Genomic DNA, 18,976 nt, shown 5'->3' on the forward strand with positions numbered 1-18,976 from the left:
CCCCTGCATCACCATCCCTGCGCTGCAGTAAGCGATGGCTCAGCCAGACAGCCGCGATTTTCTGGGAATTGGAATGACGCAATTTGAAAAGCTAGGTACGGCAATTGGTCTTCTGCTCGACCAGTTCGCAGCAGTTGTAACTTACGTCGCACTCATGGGGCAGCTCCACGTGGATTTTCTCGCCCCGGCGTCGCTGGACGGCGAGCAACCAATTGCGGACAGGGTATTAATGAGCGCCAAGCTCCGCAGCGGCATCTCCGAGTAACCGATTTTTTTCCGGATGCGGCGGGTGGCCTCCCACTTCATCTCATCGGGTCAGGTGTTCTTTCCGGAAACTGACTAGCGAATTGTGATAATCCAAAGCTCGCGCTCCGCCAATCTGACCTCGTTCTAGTTACCAGGGGCCTGAAAACCTTTTGGAGCACCAGCAAGTGTTAAAGGTCAAAAAGGCGGCTAGATGCAATGCTTACGCTTCGCTGCGGGCGCTGATGGAGAGGCTCGTGTAGACGTTCGCTTTTGACTAGGCTCTACCCGCATAGCGCTGGTGTCGGCCATATCGACGCCAATCTGGGCACACCCGCCTAACGAGGCTTCCTCCGCAAAGACAACGCTACCTTTGCCGAATGCCTCAGGCCAGCGGAAATGCTAGCTGAAGTCCGGCAAATGGCAAGTAGTCGGCGAATTTGAACCCCGCGCGGTGAACAGTTGGCGGGTCCGCAATGTCGAGTCCCCCGCGCCTTCGCAGCTTTGACAGGCTCTTAAGGATAATGGGCGGAGCGACGCATTTCCTTTCGCCGCATTTCATGCTGGAGGATGACAGTCGGGAGACACTTCCCTAATTTTTTTTCTGATGCCATTACCCATAATGCAATCAGCATGATCAAAGGGCGTTGGCGGATGAGGAACCTTTTTTCCGCTCCTAACCCATACCGCGCCGCACTGGCCGCCGTGTCGTTGCCCCCTAGAACCGGGCGCCTATTTTCGCCAGGGAATGGGATGGAATGTGAATCGGAAGCGATACTCGAACGCAGACATTCTGAAGCTGCTGCGCGAGATTGAACTGAAGTTTGCGGATAGTGGCGATGTGCGTACATCGTGCCGTTTTGTCGGGGTCAGCGAAGCTACCTACTACAATTGGCAACACCAGTTCGGTGGTGTATGCAAGTCACATCGGTCAGAGCTGCACAGTCTTGTTAAAGAAAATGCCCGGCGCAAGTAGTTCGTGGCCGAACTGGAGCTTGACAAGCTGATCCTTATGGAAAAGCCTGATCTGCCTAAAACTGAGGGCCTGACGTAGGGTCAGCTTCGTCAGACCGTCATTTCTGCGCGCCAGACGCTCAGCACCTCAGTTCGGCGCATATGCAAAGTGGTCGGCCTTGCACGCAATTCCATGAATGCGTGGCCAGACAGCTACTTCAAGCCAATTCAGGACGTCCCGGGTGGTGCGGTAAAGGATGTCGATCCGTTCGATCTGGTCCAACTGGCCGCGGTCATCCGAACTTGCCGCCAAACGCCAAGCCTCAGCGCCGCTGGCCGTGCGCTGTTCGCTGTGTTCCGCACAAGAGGCAAACCCAGGATGAGGCGGACAGGCAGCGAAAATACCTCAGCATGCTCGGCCAGGAGTGGTCATCTCTTCGAAAAGGGAAAGCCCCTCTGTTCCCCGTTCCTGCGCAACTCTGCATGGCCTGCAAGGCGCCACTAAACCGTGAAACCGCTAAACGGGTTTGGTTCAGGACGGCCAAACGGGCCCAGACCGCACTCTTAATTTGGTTCAATGTTTACAACCTCACCCACCCGCCGCGGACGCTCAACATGCGGTCAGTTTTACCCGAAAGCCCTGTTTCAATTGGCCAGCGGCAAGGCGGCCGGACACACCTGTCTCTGAACAATGACCGGTATTATGTCAGCGGCGGCGCTTGACCGGTTACTGCATCGAATTACAACAAAAGTCAGTTTTTTGCCGGACTTGCTTACTGCTGCAAGCGCAATACGCGGACAGCCGGTACCGGAAGCGGAGCACCGGCCGCCTGTTTGCCGGTTGCGCTTTCCGGCCGTCATCGAGATCGAACCCGGGAGAATTCCGCTGTCCGTGCCGGACAGTATTCTGCGGCCTCTGTGAATACGTCTTGGCACCCCGGTTGCCTGCTGCAGGACTTCGCAAGAAACGTGCTCCGGCATTGGAATGCTGCATGCGCCTTCTGCGTTGAAAGGAAACCGCATGGCTGACCAAACCGTGAACGTCCTTCTGATCGAGGATAACCCGCTGCATATGAAGCTTGTGGAGCGGCTGATCGAGAGCGAACCGCAGCTGCACTGTTCGGTGGATTCAGCTGACAATCTCGCCGACGGCCTTGCCCGCCTGGAAGCCGGGGGGATCGGTCTAGTGCTGCTGGACCTGGTGCTGCCTGACAGCCAAGAGCTGGAAACACTGTTCCGGGTGCGCGCAGCTGCACCGGATACGCCAGTGGTCATCCTCACCGCAATGGACGACGTGAAACTGGCGGCCAACGCCGTGGAAGCCGGAGCGAGCGACTTTCTGGTCAAATCAAATCTGAACGCGGTCTCACTGGGCCGCGCGATCCGCTATTCGCTGGCCCGCGCCCGGGCGCGCACCGCGGAGTGGGATTCTCCGATGTTCCGCCTTGCCCAGCAGCAGTTTCTGAAAGCCGCCCAAATCATGGAACTGGATGACAACATCCGCCAGCGGCTGCTGTTCCCGCAGCGGACCCAGGTGGTGTCCTTCCCGTTCTTCCGGGACGACCGCAGCCAGGTGGAAACGGTGTTCGGCTACCGCGTGCAGCATGTGCTGACGATGGGGCCGACCAAGGGCGGGGTTCGCTACCACGAGGATGTGGATTTGGGCGAGGTCGCGGCGCTGGCCACTTGGATGACCTGGAAATGCGCCTTGATGAACCTTCCCTACGGCGGCGCCAAAGGCGGGGTACGGGTCGATCCGACCGGGCTGTCCCGGCATGAGCTGCAGCGGCTGACCCGCCGCTACACCACCGAAATCATTGATATCATTGGCCCCGACAAGGACATACCGGCCCCCGACATGGGCACCAATGAGCAGGTGATGGCTTGGATGATGGACACCTACAGCCAGCAGGTGGGCTACTCTGTGCCGACGGTGGTCACCGGTAAGCCGGTCGTGCTGGGCGGCTCGCTTGGCCGCCGCGAGGCCACCGGCCGCGGGCTGGTTTACATGATCGAAGCCGCTGCCCGCCATACCGGGCTTGACCTGCAGGGGGCGCCTGCCGTGGTACAGGGCTTTGGCAATGTCGGCAGCTTCACGGCGAAGTTCCTGGAAGAGGCCGGGGCGAAGATCGTGGCCGTCAGCGATGTGTCGACCGGTCTCTATAATCCCAATGGGCTGCCGGTCCAGGCGCTGATGGATTACGTCGCGGAGCACCGGGTGCTGAAGGATTACCCGGAGGCCGATCACCTCACAAATACCGAGCTGCTGGAAACCAAATGCGACGTTCTGGCTCTGGCAGCCCTGCAGAACCAGGTCACAGCCGAGAATGCCGATCGGGTCGACTGCAAGATCCTGGCCGAAGGCGCTAATGGACCGACCACGCTGGAGGCAGATGAAATCCTCAACGAAAAAGGCATCATGATCGTGCCGGACGTGCTGGGCAACGCGGGCGGCGTCACTGTTTCCTACTTTGAGTGGGTGCAGGGCACCCAAAACCTGACCTGGCGACTGGACGAGATCAACAGCCGGCTTCGGGAGATCATGCTCAGCGCCTTTGAGCGCACAGTAGCGCGGGCGGCGCGCGATGGGCTCGACATGCGCACCGCGGCGCTGGTCGAAGGTGTCCAGCGGGTGACCGATGCCAAACTTCTGCGCGGCCTGTTCCCATAGGCGAGCAAAAAGATAGCGGCATCACCACCGCCGCCGGCTGTTGGAGGCTTGCCGAATGACCGATAGAGCAAAATCCTCCGGTCCCGCTGCTGGCGAACGCGTGTCGCTTGCAAGCCGGATATTTGTCCGCGGCCGGGCCTGGGTCATTGGCACCGTCGGGCTGCTCAGCTTGGCGCTGACCCTGATTGTCTGGCAGGCGCTTTTGAAGGAGGAGCGCGAAACTGCGGCTGCCGAGTTCGACCGCGCCGCCGCGCGCCGGGTGGAGGCCGTCAAACGGCAGATGCTGCAGGGCGCGGCGGTAGTCGATGCGCTGCATGGGCTCTATGCCAGTTCACGTTCTGTGGAGCGGCGCGAGTTCCAGATCTTCGTGCGGCCCTTCCTGAACGATCAGCCGAACATCGAGCTGGTGCTGTTTGCCCCGCGGGTCGAGAACAATCTGCTGCCTTTCTGGGAGAACCTCGGCACCGCTCAGCTGAGGGCGCCCTACGACATCTATCAGAGCGCCCCGGACGGATCGCGCATACACCCAGAGCAGCGGCAGGCGCATTTTCCGGTTTTCTTTGTCGAATCCCGCCGCAGTGCGGCGCTCGGCACCCTTGGCTACGATCTGTCGTCAGACCCGGTGTTCCTCAAAGTGATCGAACAGGCCCGTGACGGCGGCGGGGCAGTGGCCAGCCCGCAGCTCACCCTGCCCGGCCTGGCCGCAGGGCAGTCGCGGATCGCAATCGCCGCCCCCTATTTCACCCGCTCCGGCCCCGCGCTGCGCCGCGAAGAGCTGCGGGGCGTCGTCGCCGTGGTTCTGAGGGTCGGCGATATCCTGAAAGACGCGCTGGACAGCTTTCCCGGAGACGGCGTCGAAGTCTACCTGGCTGACAGTGAAACCGGTGAGAGCTTCCATTTGCCGGAGCGCGACGCGGACAGCATCACGGAGGGACGGCAAACTGCCGATCTCGCCGCCCTGGCTGCCGCGGCTGAACTCAGTTACTCGGCCATGTTTGACCTGCAAGGGCGGAGCTGGACGTTTCTGGCAGTTCCGGGGGAGGAGTTCCGCCCCAAGCCCTGGCCATCCGACGCGGGCATCGCACTGACAGGCGGTTTGGCCGTAACGGCCATCCTGGTTGCCTTTCTGGCGTCCCTCAGCCGGCAGATTGCCGAACGCACCCGAGCCGAGGACTCTCTGCGGGCAAGCTCAGCGCTGCTGAAATGCAACCAGACAATCACCCGGGCCGCCAATGAGGCGGAGAGTACCGAGGATGCCTTCCGGGTCGCGCTCGACGAGATCTGCACCCACACAGGATGGCCGGTGGGGCATGTCTATCTTTACGACGAGGAAGCGGGCGACCTGGCACCTTCGGATATCTGGCACCTGTCGGATCCGGAAGCCTTTGAAGCGTTCCGCAAAGTGACCTGCGCAACCCGCTTTGCGCCCGGCGTCGGCCTGCCCGGGCGGGTGTTCAGCAGCGGCGAGCTGGCCTGGATCCCTGATGTGAACCGCGACCCGAACTTCCCGCGCGCCAGGCTGGCCAAGGAAATCGGCGTGAAAACCGGGGCGGGCTTCCCCGTGACACACGCCGGGCGCGTTGTCGCGGTTCTGGAGTTCTTTTCGAGCCGCGTGGAAGAGAAAAACCCGGCCCTGCAGGATGTTATGGCGCAGGTGGGAACGCAGCTGGGCATTGTGGTGGCCCGGCAGCGCGCCGAAGCCGAAGTACACGATGCACGTGCCCGGGCCGAATATGCCAGGACACAGCTGGTGGATGCGATCGAGTCGGTCGAAGAGGGCTTTGTCCTCTATGACGCCGAGGACAGGCTGGTCCTGTTCAACTCGGTGTTCCGGGAAAAATTCTTCCCGCAGGTGGAAAAGCTGGAACCGGGGATGACCTTCGAGGATGTGCTGCAAGCGGTGTTCAGAGCCGGGCTGGTTTCGACCGGGGACGTCAGTGAAGAGGAATGGATCGCAAACCGTCTGGCCGTCCACCGCAATCCCGGCAAACCGATCGCCGTCCATCACACCACCGGGCGCTGGCTCTGGATCAGTGAGCACAAGACCCGCGACGGCGGCACTGTCAGTGCCTATACGGATATCACCGAGCTGCAAAGGCACCGCAGCCAGCTGGAAGAGCTGGTCACCGCCCGCACTGCCGAACTTGAGCAGCGTACCGGGGAACTGCGCCGCTCGCACGCCGAACTGAAAACCGCACGCGACGCCGCGTTGCAGGCAAGCGTTGCCAAAAGCCAGTTCCTGGCAAACATGAGCCATGAAATCCGGACGCCCCTCAATGGCGTGATCGGCATGGCCGAGCTGCTATGCGGCACCGATCTCAATCCGCAGCAAAGCGAATATGCCAGGATCATCATGCGGTCCGGCGATACCCTGCTGAACCTCATCAACGACATTCTTGATTTCTCCAAGATCGAAGCCGGCCGGCTGGAACTGGAGTCGGCTCCCTTCCGGCTGCGCGATCTCCTGGGCGATACGCTGCAGACGCTGGCCGTGCGCGCCGGTGAAAAAGGGCTGGAGCTGGCCCACCACATTCCGCCGGAGGTTCCGGACCGGCTGGTCGGCGACCCGACGCGCCTGCGCCAGATCATCGTCAACCTTGTCGGCAATGCGATCAAGTTCACCGATGCTGGCGAGGTGGTGGTGGATACCTGGCTGGCCGGCCTCACCGAAACGGGGGTGACGGTCGGATTCGAAGTCCGCGACACCGGCATCGGGATACCCAAGGAACAGCAGGAAAAGATCTTCGAGGCTTTCGGACAGGCCGACACCTCGACCACCCGGCAGTATGGCGGCACCGGGCTGGGGCTTGCTATATCGGCCCAGCTGGCCCGCAAGATGGGCGGGGAAATGACGCTGGACAGCGCTCCGGGCAAGGGCAGTGCTTTTGCCTTTGCCGTCAATATGAGCTTGGCCAGCGAGGACGACCTGCCCCGCTCAGCGGTGCCCGAAGAACTGCAAGGCATGCCGGTACTTATCACTGATGACAACGAAACCAACCGCACAATTCTGGCAGAGGTTCTGGAAAACTGGGGCATGGCGCCGGTGCTGGCGGACAGCGGGGCCGGCGCGCTGGCCCGCCTGGACGCAATGATCAGCGGGGGCAAGCAGCCGCGGCTCGCGCTGCTGGACCTTATGATGCCTGAAATGGACGGCATCGCTCTGGCCGCTGAAATCCGCAAGCGCCCGGCGCTGGATGCGATGCGAATACTGATCATGTCTTCGGCCGGGTATGCGAGCCGCGAGGTGCGCTTGCGTGAACTGAATATTCACCGGATGCTGGTCAAACCTGTGAAGCAGTCCGACCTCCTGAACGCCATTCTCGCCTCACTTGGCACCGCCGCACACGAGGCCGGAGCTCCGCCGGCCGCGGCCCCGGCAGAAGGCGGACCCTTGAAAATTCTTCTGGCAGAGGATGGCCTGGTCAACCAGAAAGTCGCCATCGACCTGCTGACGCAGCGCGGGCACAGCGTGGATCTGGCTGAGAACGGCAAGGAAGCAGTCGAGGCGGCTGAACGCAACAGCTACGATGTGGTTCTCATGGACATGCATATGCCGGTGATGGACGGCGTTGCCGCTGCAAAAGCGATCCGTGCGAAGGAACAGGCGAAGGGCGGCCGCCTGCCGATCATCGCCTGCACCGCCAGCGTGACACTGGCGGACCAGGAGCGTTGCGCCGACGCAGGAATGGACGGTTTTGTCGGAAAGCCGTTCCGTGCAGATGCCCTGCTGAGTGTTGTGGAAAAAGCCGGCCTGGGCGCACTGCCGGAGCAAATGGCGCCGCCACCGAAGGGGGCCGAGGACCCGGCTGCCGGGAAGCCCGCAGAGGCTGCTGCGAATCCCAGCCCGGGACTTTCCAGCCCTGCCCCGGTCGACTGGCAGGATGCCCTGGATAAGCTGGGTGATGAAGATCTGTTGCGGGAAATGGCCGGGATATTCCTGTCGCAAGCCCCCGAGCTGGCCAAGAACATCGAAACCGCAAGCCGGAATGGAATTGCAAGAGAACTGCGGCGCGCAGCACATACCCTAAAAGGTTCCGCCTTGGTCGTGGGCGCCCTTCCGGTTGCCGAAGCCGCGCTGCGGCTGGAAACCCTGGGGCGAGAGGGGCACCTGGAAGAGGCGCTTCCCGCCTTCCGTGACCTGAAAAACAAGCTGGAGGACTGCACGTCAGCGCTTAAGGAAATGCTTGGAGGCCGGAAATGACTGCTCCGTTTAGCGGAGGTACCGGGACCTCTTGAATGCCGGCAACGCGGAGCCGGTTCCGGGTTCACAAATTTCTCTGTCAAACACGCCCTTGAAGAAACGCCTTGCAGGTTTTTTTTCGGCTTGACCGGTGCGGACCGCAAACTGCGGAACGGCGAATTGACCGCGTTTCAGGTCGCCCAGCATTTCCCCGGCTTTCAAATCGGCCTGACACTCCGTGGGTTTAGCACACGGCAAAGCCCTTTCAGGGGATCAGGTTCCGCTTCCTCTGCATTCGCGGATGCTTCCATCCGTGATGTCACAAGTGCAAGAAGCCACTCTCATGGAGCGGCAGGTTTTGTTTTGTCTGATACTTTTTGGTTGCGAGAGCAGGCAACCGCCGCTTCCTACCTGCTCTCTTCGCAAAATGTAATCGTACGAAAGCGCTCAGGTAACGGAAAGCATATGCAGCTCGCGCGGTTTCGAAATTGTAGGCCGTTTCTCCGTAAGCGATGTATCGGCCCACGCAATTTACTGGTCCACAGAATTTTCTACAAGCAAACATGCATTAGGGTCAGGTTTCATAACCAGTAAATGACGACTGCAGCGAGGGCGATGGCTGATATGAAGATCTTGGGGGCAGCGATCATGGCGTGTCGCCACAACCCGACAGTCCTTGAGCCTGCCGAAAATGATCTTGATGCGGTTGCCCGCAGGGCATCTGTCCAGCCCCACTTCTATGTGCCAATTCGAAGTAGAGTTTCGGGCGCTGGCGGGCGCATGTTAGGTGCCTGATGTGGGCGGATTTGATTGCATTGTCTGAGCCAGCAATTGATGACGGCCTGGGCCTGTTTGGTTGTTGTGAACCATTCAGCATTGAGAACCTCGTGGCGGAGAGCGCCATTGAACCGCTCGTTGTACCCGTTCTCCCAAGGTGATCCCGGATAGATCCGGATCGGGTTCACGCCAACTTTCTTGAGCCAGCTCTGGGTCGCCTGAGACGCGATCTCCGGGCCGCCGCCCATTGGGCTCGAACCAATGGCGCCCTCAATGGGCAGCTCGCTGCGGACGAACTCAGGCTTCCAGTGGCGAAAAAACAGGCCGTAGAGCACCTCCAGGACGGCTTCGGAACGCAGCCGGGTCCGGACTGCCACCGCGAGCGCCTGGCCGGTGTATTCGTCCAGAACCGTCAGCATTTTGTGGCTTCGGCCATTGCTGAGCTTGTCGTGAACAAAGTCCATGCTCCAGACGTGATTAGGGTGCTTCGGCCGGAGCCGGATGATTGAACTGTCTTTGTGGTAGAGGCGTCTCTTCCTCTTATGCCGCCGCGGAAGCTGCAGCCCTTCTTCGCACCAGAGACGCTCAACCTTCTTGTGGTTCACCCATTGCCTGGCAGGTGATTGCAAAGCAATCTGCCGAGAGGGGGCAGTCTTCGATCCGCAGCAGCTCAGCTATCTTGCGGTAGCCATACCGGCCATAGTTCTTGGCCAGACGGATCATGGCAAGCCGCAGACCGTCATCGTTTCTTTTCACCGGCTAATACTGCATGGAACTGCGCGCAAGGCCGACGGCCTGACAGGTCCGGCGCTCCGATGTGGCAAGCTTCTGGCGCATGTGAATGACAGCCTGACGAAGCTGGCTCGTCGTCAGGCCTTCGGCTTTAGGTAATTCAGGCTTTCCTTGAGGATCGTTCGCCATACGCCTCGAACCGGTGGCGGCTTGCATGGCTCACTGGCCAGCTCAAGCTCCGCCACAATCTTCTTCAGCCGGGCATTCTCTTTCTCAAGGCTGCGCAGCTCCGACAGCTGAGACCTGCCCATGCCACCGGACCGGCGCCGCCAAGTGTAGTAGGTCGCATCGCTGACACCGGCACCACGGCAAGCAGTGCGTACGTCAATGCCATCCGCCAGCTTCAGTTCAATCTCACGCAAAAGCTTCAGGATGTCCTCGTCCGAATACCGTTTCCGAGCCATCTTCTGTCCCCTTTCCTCGGCAAAAATAGTGGCCCAAGTTTAGGGTGCAAAGACACCGTTTGCATCGCCGCTTGTCGTATTTGACCGGGATCTTGCGTTGCTTTCTGCCGGGGATGCAGGCGCGTATACCTTTGTCTTTCAATGCGTTCCTGAACCAGTCGGCGTCATACCCGCAATCCCCGAGCAACCAGTCGACATTGGGCAAACTGCTCAGTGCCTGACATCAGCACCTGTGGGACTGATGTCACAGAAACAGCCAGGACCTTCTCAAACCTCCGCTTTGAGAAGGTACCAGTCTCGGCCGAGTTCAGGCCTTGAGCGAAAGCTGACTTTAATACCAGGCACAGTTAAAGGCAGTTTCTGGCTCGTCAAACAATTGCCGCATGCGTAAGCCAACCGCTGCATTAAAAAGAAGACACCTGCTACCTTGCAAAGGAAAATTCAGCCAGTCGCGCAACGCACAGCAAGTTGCGTCTGGCTATGCGGCGGAAGCAGGACAATTCTGCAATATGGGCAGGTTTATTCTGGGCCAAACCTTCTGATGCCTGCTGGAATTGGCACAGGTAGGGTCGCCCCCGCTTGAGCCCGCTCTCGGTCTTCCAAAGTGCCTTGGATTGTCACCCGGACGCGAAGTACTGATGGTCAACACCGCGCGCTTTGCCCAGCCATTGCAGAAGCCGGCCCAGCCAGACACCGCCGCGCATCCTCCATAAGGTTCGCGAGAATGTCGCCGGCAGGCGCCGCCGAGCTGATCAGGCCGATGCCTTCGCCGGCAAATGCCGCTGCAACATCAGGATCCCCGGCATCCTGGGCGTCTGCCCATTTTACCGCTTCAACGCCCTCTCCCAGCTTCAAAGTGTCTTCTGAGCCGTGCCATTTCTGAATGAACGGGTTGCGCAGAACACGGCCGTTGTAGCGGCCGGGCCAATCAAAACCGCGGACCATGTCCACAACCTTGGTGCGGATTGTGTCGTCCCCGGTTGCCCGTAGCGCACGTTCCAGAATGCGCGGATGCACCAGCGCCTCGTGCGAGGCCCAGAACCGGGTGCCGATCACCGCCCCGACCGCCCCAAGCATCAGGGCCGCAGCCAGACCGCGCCCGTCGGTGACACCGCCGGCCGCACACAACAGCGCCTGGCTGTTCTGGCGCGCGATCTCGTCCGCAATCTCGGGAACCAGCGCAAAGGTGCCCCTTGCTTCGCCATGGCCGCCGGCATCCGCTCCTTGCGCAACAATGATGTCTGCGCCGCAGTCCAGAGCCTGCCGGGCATCACGCAGGGTCTGTACTTGGCAAATCAGCGGCACGCCCGCATCCCGGATCGCCGCCGCAAATGGCGCCGGGTTGCCAAAGGACAGGAACACCGCCGCCGGATCATGCGCCAGCACCCGGTCAAGAAGATGCGGCTGTTCCGCCAGCTTCCAGGTAATCAGCCCGCATCCAACGCGGGCGCCCGCGGCGGCGCCGAACTGCTGTTCAATCCACCCGGCATCTCCGTAAGCACCTCCGATCATACCCAGCCCTCCGGCGCCGGAGACGGCGCTGGCCAGCGCGCCGCCCGCAGCAAAGGCCATCGGCGCCTGGATCACCGGACAGGTGATCCCAAGCGCCTCTGTCAGCCGCGTCTTCATTGCGCCTGCTTCCGGTAGTCCTGCACCGGCAGGCCGCCGACGCCCCAATCCTCCAGCGCAACCTCGTCGATCACGACAAAGGTCGTTGCCGGGTTCTTCCCCAGAATGTCCTGCAGAAGACCGGTGACCCCGGTAATCAGCTGCGCCTTTTGCTCAGCGTTTGGGCCGGAGCCATCCGGGCCGCCTTCACGGGTCACCTTGATATTCACATAGGGCATCGGTCAGTCCTTTCGCGGAACATAGGAAAACACTTTCGCAACGATGCGCCATTCGGCGCCGCGGCGGACCAGGGTCAGGAGGTCATGGAAGTCGCGGCCCATCATGGTCATCCGGGCGCTGACACGGGCCAGCCTAGGGCTGGAAAAGGCAATCTCCAGGATTTCCTCCTCCCGCGGGTCACCGCGTTCGGCTGGCGGCTCGCGCCCGTCCACGCGGGCCATGTAGGTCTCAAGATCCAAGTAAAGCTCATCGCCTTCCGTGGCGCAGACATAGGCCAGCTGCGGGTGGAACACCTCGCGCAGCATGGTGCTGTCGGCCTGGTGGAGACCTTCGAAATAGGACTCCATCAGTTCGCCGACCTGTTTGTGGACGGCGGGCGTCATTGGATCAGCCCCTCGGCACGCATCGCTGCCTGTGCCGACGGACGGGCAGCACTGCGGCTCACAAAAGCGGCCAGATTGGGCCAGCGAGCCAGGTCGATACCGGTAAAATTGGCCCAGTTCGAGACCACAAACAGATAGGCGTCCGCCACCGAGAACTGGTTTGCAACCAGCCACTCGCGGCCATCCGCCAGCTGGGTTTCAATGAAATCGAACTTGCCCGCAACGGCTGTTCGCGCCGCGTCTTTCCCGGCCTCGGACGCGCCCTCGCGGAACAGCGGGCCAAATGCCTTGTGCAGCTCGGTCCCGATCCAGTTGAGCTGTTCCTGCATCCGGGCGCGCGCCAGAGTTCCTGCCGCCGGGGCCAGACCTGCTTCAGGGCTGCTGTCTGCGATATACTGCAAAACCGCCGCCCCCTCAGTCAGAACGCTGCCGTCTTCCAGGCTCAGGGCCGGAACATAACCCTTGGGGTTGATCGCGCGGTAGTCCGCACCGGTTTCGGTCCGGCCAGCCGCGGTATCGACGGCTTCGATTTCAAATGGGCGGCCGGATTCATGCAGGGCGATATGGCTTGCCAGCGGGCAGGCACCGGGCTTGTAGTAGAGTTTCATGACAGTCTCCTGTGTTGGTGATGTCCTTTGACTACCTTCGGATATGATTGATTGATAATATTGTGTTCTCAGCGTTATGATCTAAAAAATAGATCATGTTGGAAGCTCATGAAACACGACCAGCTCATTGCTCTGGATGCCATTGTCGCAACGGGCACGTTCCGCGGCGCGGCGGAGCGCCTGCACAAATCGCAGTCCGCCATCAGCCACACAATCCGCCAGTTGGAAGAGGAGCTGGAACTGGAGCTGATCAGCCGCGAAGCCTACCGCCCCGCGCTCACCCCGGCTGGTGAAATATTCTACCGCGAAGCGTCGCGGGTGTTGCGACAGATGCAAGGGCTGAGATCCACAGCGGCCCGGCTGCGTGCCCGCGAAGAGCCGGAGCTGACAATTGCCGTCAGCGCCACAATGGATCTAGACCCTTTGCTGCCGGCTCTGGCGGAAACCGGGCAGCGCCACCCGGCCACCCACCTGCGGCTGCGGATGGAAATGATGGGCGGCCCGATTGCCCGGCTGATGGAGGGCAAGGCGGATATCGCGCTCGCGTCCCTTGATGGGGTGCCCTTGGACGAGGTTGAGGCAGAACCGGTTGCTGAGGTCACGATCCGGCCGGTGGCCAGCCCCGGCTTGGGCCTGCCCGCCGGTTCCCGCGTCTTGTCCGCATCCGAAATGCAAGGCCAAGTGCAGGTGGTCACTGCCGGCACAGGCGGCGCTGCGCATGAACAGAGCCGGGACCTGCTGCCGGGCGGGCTGAAATGGACGGTTTCAGACCTCGCAGCCAAGAAGAAAGTGATCCTCGCAGGCCTCGGCTGGGGCGGCTTGCCCGACCATATGACAGAGCAAGAGAGACAGTCCGGTACGCTGCTCTCCCTGAACCTGGAAGGGTTCCCGCTTCGCCGGACCATGATCTTTAAGATGAGACGCAGGGACCAGGCAATAGGGGTTGTTGCTGATGAGCTTTGGAAAAAAATCGAAGCTGCCAAACCGGTCTACCTGATCTGAAACTTACCAGTCAGCAAGCCCTGCAACAAAAGCAAACGCAATCCAAGTGACAGGCGCTCCGCGGCATCCGGTTTCATCGGACAGTTCAGTTCAGCTTTAGGGTTCTCACCGCCGTTGCATGCCGCCCTGTCAGCTTTGCAGGCGGCAGTTACCCCGTCACCAGATCTTCAGCGGTAGCAAAGGCGAATGTGAAAGTGGATCCTTTGCCGACCACGGATTGAACCTCGTTTCCACCGCCCATCAGATGCGCGAGGCGGGAAGCGATCGCCAGTCCCAGACCGGTACCGCCGAAATCACGGGAAGCGGTTCTGTTGCCTTGGGAGAACACACTGAATATCTTCTCTAGATCGTCTTCGGGAATGCCAACCCCGGTATCTGTCACGGTATTTCGCAGCCTGGCTCTTCTGTCAGCAACCTGACCAGTGACTCTGACCGTAACCGATCCAGCCTCGGCAGATTTCAGCGCATTAGGTCTTCCAGCGACCGGGTGCCGCTGTCCCGGCGGACGAAAGCCACGGATTGGCATTCGGCCACACCCTTCTTCCATCTGCGGACCACTAAACGGCTGCCGCATTTTGCCCTGACCGCGAGAGAGACAAGCGGGCTGTCGACCATGATATCGACCTCGCCGCTGCTCAGCAGTTCCGCCAAATGTCAATGTTCCGGGCAATTCTCACTTCTCCTGCCGTGCCCCTTCATCCTGAAGCTGCGCTGCCAGGTATTGCGAAAAGGGCAGGAAAATGCGGGTTTCCAATACCGACTCGTCGCTGATTGTGCCGCTGACCAGGCCGCGGACCGCGGCGGCATGACTGAACAGCAGGCTGAGGAAAAGGCAGGCTAAAGGGAATGAATTCTTGAGGTTCACGGGGCTAGCGCATTCAACGGTGCTGTTCTCCGAGGCGGCCGAGAACGAGGGCATCAACCTGAAGGTCGTGCGCGAGCCGGATTATGGCTACTGGTCCAACGTCTGGCTGCAAAAGCCCTTCTGCTGCAGCTACTGGGGCGGTCGTCCGACCCCGCTTATGTTCTCGGCCGACTATGCCTGGACCTGTCGCGGTTTGGTGCCGCTCCTTTGATAGCATTTATTGCACCAAAGGAGAGGAATTATGGGCACGAAACGGACGTACGAATTTCGACGGGATGTTGAGCTGACGCCGGTTGGGCTTTGATTTCTTTTGGCATGACGAAAGTCCTCCATGAATTCCGCTGCGCCAGGCCATGCCAAGCACAGCGGAAAACGCTTCAGGTACTGCTTTCCGAGAGGTCAGCCTGGTCCGCGCGCGATGCGCGGATGCTGTCGCGCAGGATCGCCTTGATCAGGGCAATGCACATCAGCGCCATCACCAGGGAGAACGGCAGGGCGCCGATCACCATCGCGGTCTGGATCGCCTTCAGCCCGCCAACCAGAAGAAGCGCCGCGACCACCAGGCCAAGGGCCACACCCCAGAAGACGATATGCGGGTGCGCCTTGGGGCCTTCGTCGCCGGCCGCGTTGATGGTGTTCACGATCAGCACGGCCGAATCCGCCGACGTGACCAGATAGGTCATCAGCAGAACCACAATCACCACTGCCATCATCCACCCCAGCACATCGCCGAGCATGAAGTTGGTCATGGCGAAAATCTTGTCGCCGTCCGATGCACCGAAGATCGCGCCATCGGCGCCGCCGGTCATTTCCAGGTCAATGGCCGTGCCGCCGGCAAAGGCAAACCAGACGAAGCACATGATGGCCGGCACGATTACCGCGCCCAGGACAAACTCGCGGATGGTGCGGCCGCGCGAGATCCGGGCCAGGAACAGGCCGACAAAGGGGGCAAAGGCCACCCACCAGGCCCAATAGAACACCGACCAGCCGCCCTGCCAGCCTTCCAGCTTGTCTGCGGCGCCGCCGCTGCCATCGCCGCGGTAGACGGTAAACAACATCTCCGGCAGGGCCATGACGTATTCCCACAGCCCGACAAACAGGGCCCGGATGCCAAAGCCGGTGGCTCCGAACAGCAGGAAGAAGACCAGCAGGAAGATCGACAGCCCCATGTTGAGGTTCGACAGCCATTTGATCCCTTTACCGACCCCGGAGAGTGCGGAGAGGGTGGAAGCGCCCATGATGATCAGCAGCGCAACGATAATACCAGTCACCGAGGCGGTGCCCTCACCATTCAGCAGCCAGCCGCCGACGCCGATCCGCGCCATGCCGGCCACGAATTGCTCGACCCCGAAGCCGAGCGTCTGGGCAACGCCCAGGATGGTGGCAATCACCGCAACAATGTCGATCAAATGCCCGGTCCAGCCTGACAGGCGGCTGCCGAACAGCGGCGTCAGCGAAGATCGGATGGTCAGCGGCAGCCCGCGGCGGTAGGCAAAGAACCCCAGCGCCAGCCCGGCAATCGCATAGGAGGCCCAGGCCGAGAAGCCCCAGTGCAGATAGGACCATTTATAGGCGTTGAGCACATTGTCCCCGTCTGCAGCGGTGGCCAGCCCCTGGATCACGTCCGGATTATTCTGAAAGTGATAAACCGGCTCGGCCACCGCCCACGTCAGCATGCCAACCCCGATCCCGGCGCCGAACATCATCGAGAACCAGGAGAAATTCGAAAACTCAGGCACGTCGCCGTCCTGCCCGATCTTCAACCGGCCGGCAGCGGGCCACAGCGCCAGGCCGATGCAGACCAGCACAAACGCGGCCATCACATAGATGTACCAGGAAGCGAAGTGGGACAGGATGAAGCTGTTGAAACCCGACAATACCGATCCAGCGTTCTCCGGAAAGGCCACGGCCCAAAGAACCAGCCCGCCAACCGCAAGCTTGCCGGTGACGGTCACGTCCACGCTGAACCCCGAATAGAAGCCCTTGTCGGCCGTTTTAATTGGAAGATCCCGCAATGGCTCTTCCAGGATCCGGTTTCCGTTAGACATATTTCATCCTCCTTGCTGGTATCATTTTTTGATTTTAGGGAAGCTGGGGGGCGGCCGTCTGGCCGTGAAGGCGGCCTTCTTCAGGCCGCCCTGCTGGCGGTATGTCAGGCGTCGAGCGCCACTGCGCCCTTGGGCAAGCTGCAGCAGGCCAGCACATAGCCGGCCTCGGCTTCGCCCGGCTGCAGCCCGCCCATGTCCTGCATTTCGACCTGGCCCTGGGTCAGCACCACCTTGCAGTTGCCGCAGACCCCCTGCTGGCAGGCGGAATCAATCCAGACACCGGCGTTCAGCGCCGCTTCCAGCAGCGTTTCGCCCTCGGCGCAGTGGCCGTTCTTGCCGCTCAGAGAAAAGAACACTTCGCCGCCGGTGCCGGTGGCTTCCTCGATCGTGATCTTCTCGCCAAAGCTTTCTTCGTGAACTGCGGCAAACGGGATTTCGCCGGCAACCGCACGGGCCGCTTTCATGAACCCCTCCGGGCCGCACATGAAGATGCTGCGCTCGGCGTGGTCCGGCACCAGCCGCTGCATCAGCTCTGCCGATATCTGCCCGGTTTCGCCGTCAAAGGCGGGGTCATCCGCTGTATCCACCACCAGATGCACGGTCACGTTCCGGAACCGCTTGCCCATGAACTCCAGCTGGTCGCGAAAAATGATGTCTTTCGGGGAGCGGGCGAAATGCACAAAGACCACATCCTTTGGAAGGGTCACATCGGTGATGTACTGCAGCATCGACATCACCGGGGTGACACCGGAGCCGCCCGACAGCAGCAGCGGCTTTTCGCAGGGGATATCGATCCAGTTGAAGCTGCCGGAAATGTCGGCAATTTCGATTTCCGCCCCGGGCCGGATTTCATCGTTCAGGTAGTTCGACACCAGCCCGCCCGGCACCCGCTTGACGGTGACCTGGATATTGTGCGGTCGGGTCGGGGTGGAGGAGATCGAATAGGCGCGCACATGGGTTTTGCCTCCGATCCGGAAACTGAAGGTCACATACTGCCCCGGCTTGAAATCAAAGCTGCGGCTCTGGGTGTCCTCGAAGACAAAGGTCTTGCTGTCGTGCGTCTCTTCGATCACTGCCTTGCAGATCAGCGTTGCCGGCCCGCCCGAAAAGCAGGGCTGAGAGTTTGCTGAGCTCAGGGAAAACGGGCTTTCGGTAGCGATGAGCATGGTACGGTGACCTCCACGATTGAATTCGTGGGAAGATACCCGGCACCCGTCCCGGAAAAATGCATCAGAAATGCCTCTTTAATCGAAATTGTCGATGGTTTGCGTCTGAACCAACTTCTGAAAGAGTGAGATGGCCTGCGCTGCAAGCGGATCATGGCGTTTGCGGCTGTGGACGATGGAGTAAAGCGGCTGCGGTATGACCGGCGCGCCTTCCACTAGCTGCAGGCCGGGGACGGTTTCCATCAGGCCGGGCACTGACAAGCTAGGCAGATAGGCGGTGCCGCCATCTGCCTTTAAAAAGTCCACCGCCAGATCATCGCTGCCAACCACGGTCTGGACATGCACCAGATTCGGAAACAGCTCATCGTGCTGGCGGTCGAAATAGGAAGTGTAGGCTACCTTGATATAGCGGGTCCAATCCACCTCGAGGAACCTGCTGCAATCGGTGGACAGCATCACATAGTTCTCCGAACCAAACTCGGCCACATGCACGTCCGGGTACTGCTGCGGTGCGAAAACGATTCCGATGTCCGCTTCCCCGGTCAGAATATCACGCTGAATCTGCTGCGAAAAATTCGCCTCAAGATAGAGGTCCAGTTTCGGCACCTGCGCCCGGATCTGCTTGGCCCAGTCCACCAGCACGGATTGTGCCAGGCTGAACTGGACCGAAACCCTGAGCCGCGGGCGGCTGAGCCCCGGCCCCGCCGAAACATCGCGCTTGGCAAGGCTCCACGCCGCCAGCAACGACCGGCAATGTGTTTCGAACCGCCGCCCCGCCGCAGTCGGATCAGCCCCGCCGCGGCCGCGTTCGAAAAGCCGTGTGCCCAGTTCGTCCTCCAGCTGCCGGATCCGGGCGCTGACGGTGGACTGGGTGACATTCAGCCTCTCGGCGGTGCGGTTGAAGTTCCGGGTTTCCAGAACATCCATGTAAGTGAGGAGCAGCTGCCGGTTCATTCAATCATTATTTCCGATTAAAAGAGGCATATCAATTGCATTTATTTGCCGATCCCCGGTTCTTATCAAGGCCGCGCAGAC

General features: G+C 60.7%; 20 protein-coding genes and 2 pseudogenes. 7 read left to right on the forward strand and 15 right to left on the reverse strand.

All coding sequences use genetic code 11. The features are described 5' to 3' along the window. The first annotated feature begins 34 nt into the window (after positions 1 to 34). The 5 genes from AC58NV_RS13680 (at position 35) to AC58NV_RS13700 (ending at position 8,069) form a co-directional block, all read left to right on the forward strand. On the forward strand, positions 35 to 265 hold the full coding sequence (locus AC58NV_RS13680) for a hypothetical protein (RefSeq protein WP_497227622.1): 231 nt from the start codon (positions 35 to 37) through the stop codon (positions 263 to 265). A gap of 726 nt (positions 266 to 991) precedes the next feature. After that, positions 992 to 1,219: a transposase gene (locus AC58NV_RS13685; protein ID WP_497227623.1), complete on the forward strand. Its 228-nt coding sequence runs from the start codon at positions 992 to 994 to the stop codon at positions 1,217 to 1,219. Between the two features lie 171 nt (positions 1,220 to 1,390). Further along, positions 1,391 to 1,702 (forward strand): hypothetical protein, encoded by a 312-nt coding sequence (locus AC58NV_RS13690; protein WP_497227657.1) that lies wholly within the window; start codon positions 1,391 to 1,393, stop codon positions 1,700 to 1,702. Between the two features lie 516 nt (positions 1,703 to 2,218). Beyond that, a complete protein-coding gene (locus tag AC58NV_RS13695) occupies positions 2,219 to 3,868 on the forward strand; it encodes a Glu/Leu/Phe/Val dehydrogenase dimerization domain-containing protein (RefSeq protein ID WP_497227624.1) in 1,650 nt (549 codons plus the stop codon). A 55-nt stretch (positions 3,869 to 3,923) separates the two neighbouring features. Beyond that, positions 3,924 to 8,069, forward strand: coding sequence for a response regulator (locus AC58NV_RS13700; RefSeq protein WP_497227625.1), 4,146 nt, complete (start codon positions 3,924 to 3,926; stop codon positions 8,067 to 8,069). A gap of 560 nt (positions 8,070 to 8,629) precedes the next feature. On the opposite strand, the pseudogene AC58NV_RS13705 reads toward AC58NV_RS13700, so the two are convergent. The 9 genes and pseudogenes from AC58NV_RS13705 to gstA all read right to left on the reverse strand — a co-directional run. Then, a pseudogene (locus AC58NV_RS13705) lies at positions 8,630 to 8,756 on the reverse strand (transposase family protein); the annotation flags it as partial. Positions 8,757 to 8,785: 29 nt separating this feature from the next. Further along, positions 8,786 to 9,430: an integrase core domain-containing protein gene (locus AC58NV_RS13710; RefSeq protein ID WP_497227626.1), complete on the reverse strand. Its 645-nt coding sequence runs from the start codon at positions 9,428 to 9,430 to the stop codon at positions 8,786 to 8,788. Further along, a complete protein-coding gene (locus tag AC58NV_RS13715; RefSeq protein WP_497227627.1) occupies positions 9,411 to 9,581 on the reverse strand; it encodes a hypothetical protein in 171 nt (56 codons plus the stop codon). The genes AC58NV_RS13710 and AC58NV_RS13715 overlap by 20 nt, the downstream gene beginning before the upstream one ends. A gap of 113 nt (positions 9,582 to 9,694) precedes the next feature. Further along, positions 9,695 to 10,021, reverse strand: a complete 327-nt coding sequence (locus AC58NV_RS13720) for a transposase (protein WP_497227628.1) — start codon at positions 10,019 to 10,021, stop codon at positions 9,695 to 9,697. Between the two features lie 55 nt (positions 10,022 to 10,076). Beyond that, positions 10,077 to 10,235 (reverse strand): annotated as a pseudogene (locus AC58NV_RS13725) (IS5/IS1182 family transposase); the annotation flags it as partial. Between the two features lie 428 nt (positions 10,236 to 10,663). Next, positions 10,664 to 11,650, reverse strand: coding sequence for an NAD(P)H-dependent flavin oxidoreductase (locus AC58NV_RS13730; protein ID WP_497227629.1), 987 nt, complete (start codon positions 11,648 to 11,650; stop codon positions 10,664 to 10,666). Continuing rightward, positions 11,647 to 11,868 carry a tautomerase family protein gene (locus tag AC58NV_RS13735; protein WP_497227630.1) on the reverse strand — a complete coding sequence of 74 codons (222 nt, stop codon included), beginning with the start codon at positions 11,866 to 11,868 and terminating at the stop codon, positions 11,647 to 11,649. The genes AC58NV_RS13730 and AC58NV_RS13735 overlap by 4 nt, the downstream gene beginning before the upstream one ends. Before the next feature lie 3 nt (positions 11,869 to 11,871). Beyond that, complete coding sequence (locus tag AC58NV_RS13740; protein ID WP_497227631.1) at positions 11,872 to 12,252, reverse strand: nuclear transport factor 2 family protein; 381 nt, start codon at positions 12,250 to 12,252, stop codon at positions 11,872 to 11,874. After that, the gene (gstA, locus tag AC58NV_RS13745) at positions 12,249 to 12,860 is read right to left on the reverse strand and encodes a glutathione transferase GstA (RefSeq protein WP_497227632.1); all 612 of its coding nucleotides are present in this window, start codon (positions 12,858 to 12,860) and stop codon (positions 12,249 to 12,251) included. The genes AC58NV_RS13740 and gstA overlap by 4 nt, the downstream gene beginning before the upstream one ends. Before the next feature lie 108 nt (positions 12,861 to 12,968). On the opposite strand from gstA, the gene AC58NV_RS13750 reads away from it, so the two are divergent. Beyond that, the gene (locus AC58NV_RS13750; RefSeq protein WP_497227633.1) at positions 12,969 to 13,862 is read left to right on the forward strand and encodes a LysR family transcriptional regulator; all 894 of its coding nucleotides are present in this window, start codon (positions 12,969 to 12,971) and stop codon (positions 13,860 to 13,862) included. Between the two features lie 148 nt (positions 13,863 to 14,010). Here AC58NV_RS13750 and AC58NV_RS13755 read toward each other — a convergent pair whose 3' ends face one another. From AC58NV_RS13755 to AC58NV_RS13765, 3 genes are read right to left on the reverse strand one after another with little or no spacing between them, the layout of a single operon-like run. After that, a complete protein-coding gene (locus tag AC58NV_RS13755) occupies positions 14,011 to 14,409 on the reverse strand; it encodes an ATP-binding protein (protein ID WP_497227634.1) in 399 nt (132 codons plus the stop codon). After that, on the reverse strand, positions 14,322 to 14,513 hold the full coding sequence (locus AC58NV_RS13760; protein WP_497227635.1) for a PhnD/SsuA/transferrin family substrate-binding protein: 192 nt from the start codon (positions 14,511 to 14,513) through the stop codon (positions 14,322 to 14,324). The genes AC58NV_RS13755 and AC58NV_RS13760 overlap by 88 nt, the downstream gene beginning before the upstream one ends. A gap of 22 nt (positions 14,514 to 14,535) precedes the next feature. Further along, positions 14,536 to 14,727 (reverse strand): hypothetical protein, encoded by a 192-nt coding sequence (locus AC58NV_RS13765; protein ID WP_497227636.1) that lies wholly within the window; start codon positions 14,725 to 14,727, stop codon positions 14,536 to 14,538. On the opposite strand from AC58NV_RS13765, the gene AC58NV_RS13770 reads away from it, so the two are divergent. Further along, entirely contained in the window at positions 14,717 to 14,938 is a 222-nt protein-coding gene (locus AC58NV_RS13770) for a hypothetical protein (protein ID WP_497227637.1), read from the forward strand. The genes AC58NV_RS13765 and AC58NV_RS13770 overlap by 11 nt on opposite strands. Before the next feature lie 166 nt (positions 14,939 to 15,104). Here the strand turns inward: AC58NV_RS13770 and AC58NV_RS13775 are convergent, their stop codons facing one another. The 3 genes from AC58NV_RS13775 to AC58NV_RS13785 all read right to left on the reverse strand — a co-directional run bounded on the left by AC58NV_RS13775 (position 15,105) and on the right by AC58NV_RS13785 (position 18,895). Beyond that, the gene (locus tag AC58NV_RS13775; RefSeq protein WP_497227638.1) at positions 15,105 to 16,775 is read right to left on the reverse strand and encodes a BCCT family transporter; all 1,671 of its coding nucleotides are present in this window, start codon (positions 16,773 to 16,775) and stop codon (positions 15,105 to 15,107) included. Between the two features lie 104 nt (positions 16,776 to 16,879). After that, a complete protein-coding gene (locus tag AC58NV_RS13780) occupies positions 16,880 to 17,941 on the reverse strand; it encodes an FAD-binding oxidoreductase (protein ID WP_497227639.1) in 1,062 nt (353 codons plus the stop codon). Between the two features lie 78 nt (positions 17,942 to 18,019). Further along, positions 18,020 to 18,895, reverse strand: coding sequence for a LysR family transcriptional regulator (locus AC58NV_RS13785; RefSeq protein WP_497227640.1), 876 nt, complete (start codon positions 18,893 to 18,895; stop codon positions 18,020 to 18,022). Positions 18,896 to 18,976 lie beyond the last annotated feature (81 nt).

This window comes from Leisingera sp. ANG49 (genome assembly GCF_059694505.1).

What these genes read in the sequence shown, in the direction of transcription:
- AC58NV_RS13680 (WP_497227622.1), top strand. Translation starts at nt 35, where the DNA reads ATGGCTCAGCCAGACAGCCGCGATTTTCTGGGAATTGGAATGACGCAA.
- AC58NV_RS13685 (WP_497227623.1), top strand. Translation starts at nt 992, where the DNA reads ATGGGATGGAATGTGAATCGGAAGCGATACTCGAACGCAGACATTCTG.
- AC58NV_RS13690 (WP_497227657.1), top strand. Translation starts at nt 1,391, where the DNA reads ATGAATGCGTGGCCAGACAGCTACTTCAAGCCAATTCAGGACGTCCCG.
- AC58NV_RS13695 (WP_497227624.1), top strand. Translation starts at nt 2,219, where the DNA reads ATGGCTGACCAAACCGTGAACGTCCTTCTGATCGAGGATAACCCGCTG.
- AC58NV_RS13700 (WP_497227625.1), top strand. Translation starts at nt 3,924, where the DNA reads ATGACCGATAGAGCAAAATCCTCCGGTCCCGCTGCTGGCGAACGCGTG.
- AC58NV_RS13720 (WP_497227628.1), bottom strand. Translation starts at nt 10,021, where the DNA reads ATGGCTCGGAAACGGTATTCGGACGAGGACATCCTGAAGCTTTTGCGT.
- AC58NV_RS13730 (WP_497227629.1), bottom strand. Translation starts at nt 11,650, where the DNA reads ATGAAGACGCGGCTGACAGAGGCGCTTGGGATCACCTGTCCGGTGATC.
- AC58NV_RS13735 (WP_497227630.1), bottom strand. Translation starts at nt 11,868, where the DNA reads ATGCCCTATGTGAATATCAAGGTGACCCGTGAAGGCGGCCCGGATGGC.
- AC58NV_RS13740 (WP_497227631.1), bottom strand. Translation starts at nt 12,252, where the DNA reads ATGACGCCCGCCGTCCACAAACAGGTCGGCGAACTGATGGAGTCCTAT.
- gstA (WP_497227632.1), bottom strand. Translation starts at nt 12,860, where the DNA reads ATGAAACTCTACTACAAGCCCGGTGCCTGCCCGCTGGCAAGCCATATC.
- AC58NV_RS13750 (WP_497227633.1), top strand. Translation starts at nt 12,969, where the DNA reads ATGAAACACGACCAGCTCATTGCTCTGGATGCCATTGTCGCAACGGGC.
- AC58NV_RS13755 (WP_497227634.1), bottom strand. Translation starts at nt 14,409, where the DNA reads ATGGAAGAAGGGTGTGGCCGAATGCCAATCCGTGGCTTTCGTCCGCCG.
- AC58NV_RS13775 (WP_497227638.1), bottom strand. Translation starts at nt 16,775, where the DNA reads ATGTCTAACGGAAACCGGATCCTGGAAGAGCCATTGCGGGATCTTCCA.
- AC58NV_RS13780 (WP_497227639.1), bottom strand. Translation starts at nt 17,941, where the DNA reads ATGCTCATCGCTACCGAAAGCCCGTTTTCCCTGAGCTCAGCAAACTCT.
- AC58NV_RS13785 (WP_497227640.1), bottom strand. Translation starts at nt 18,895, where the DNA reads ATGAACCGGCAGCTGCTCCTCACTTACATGGATGTTCTGGAAACCCGG.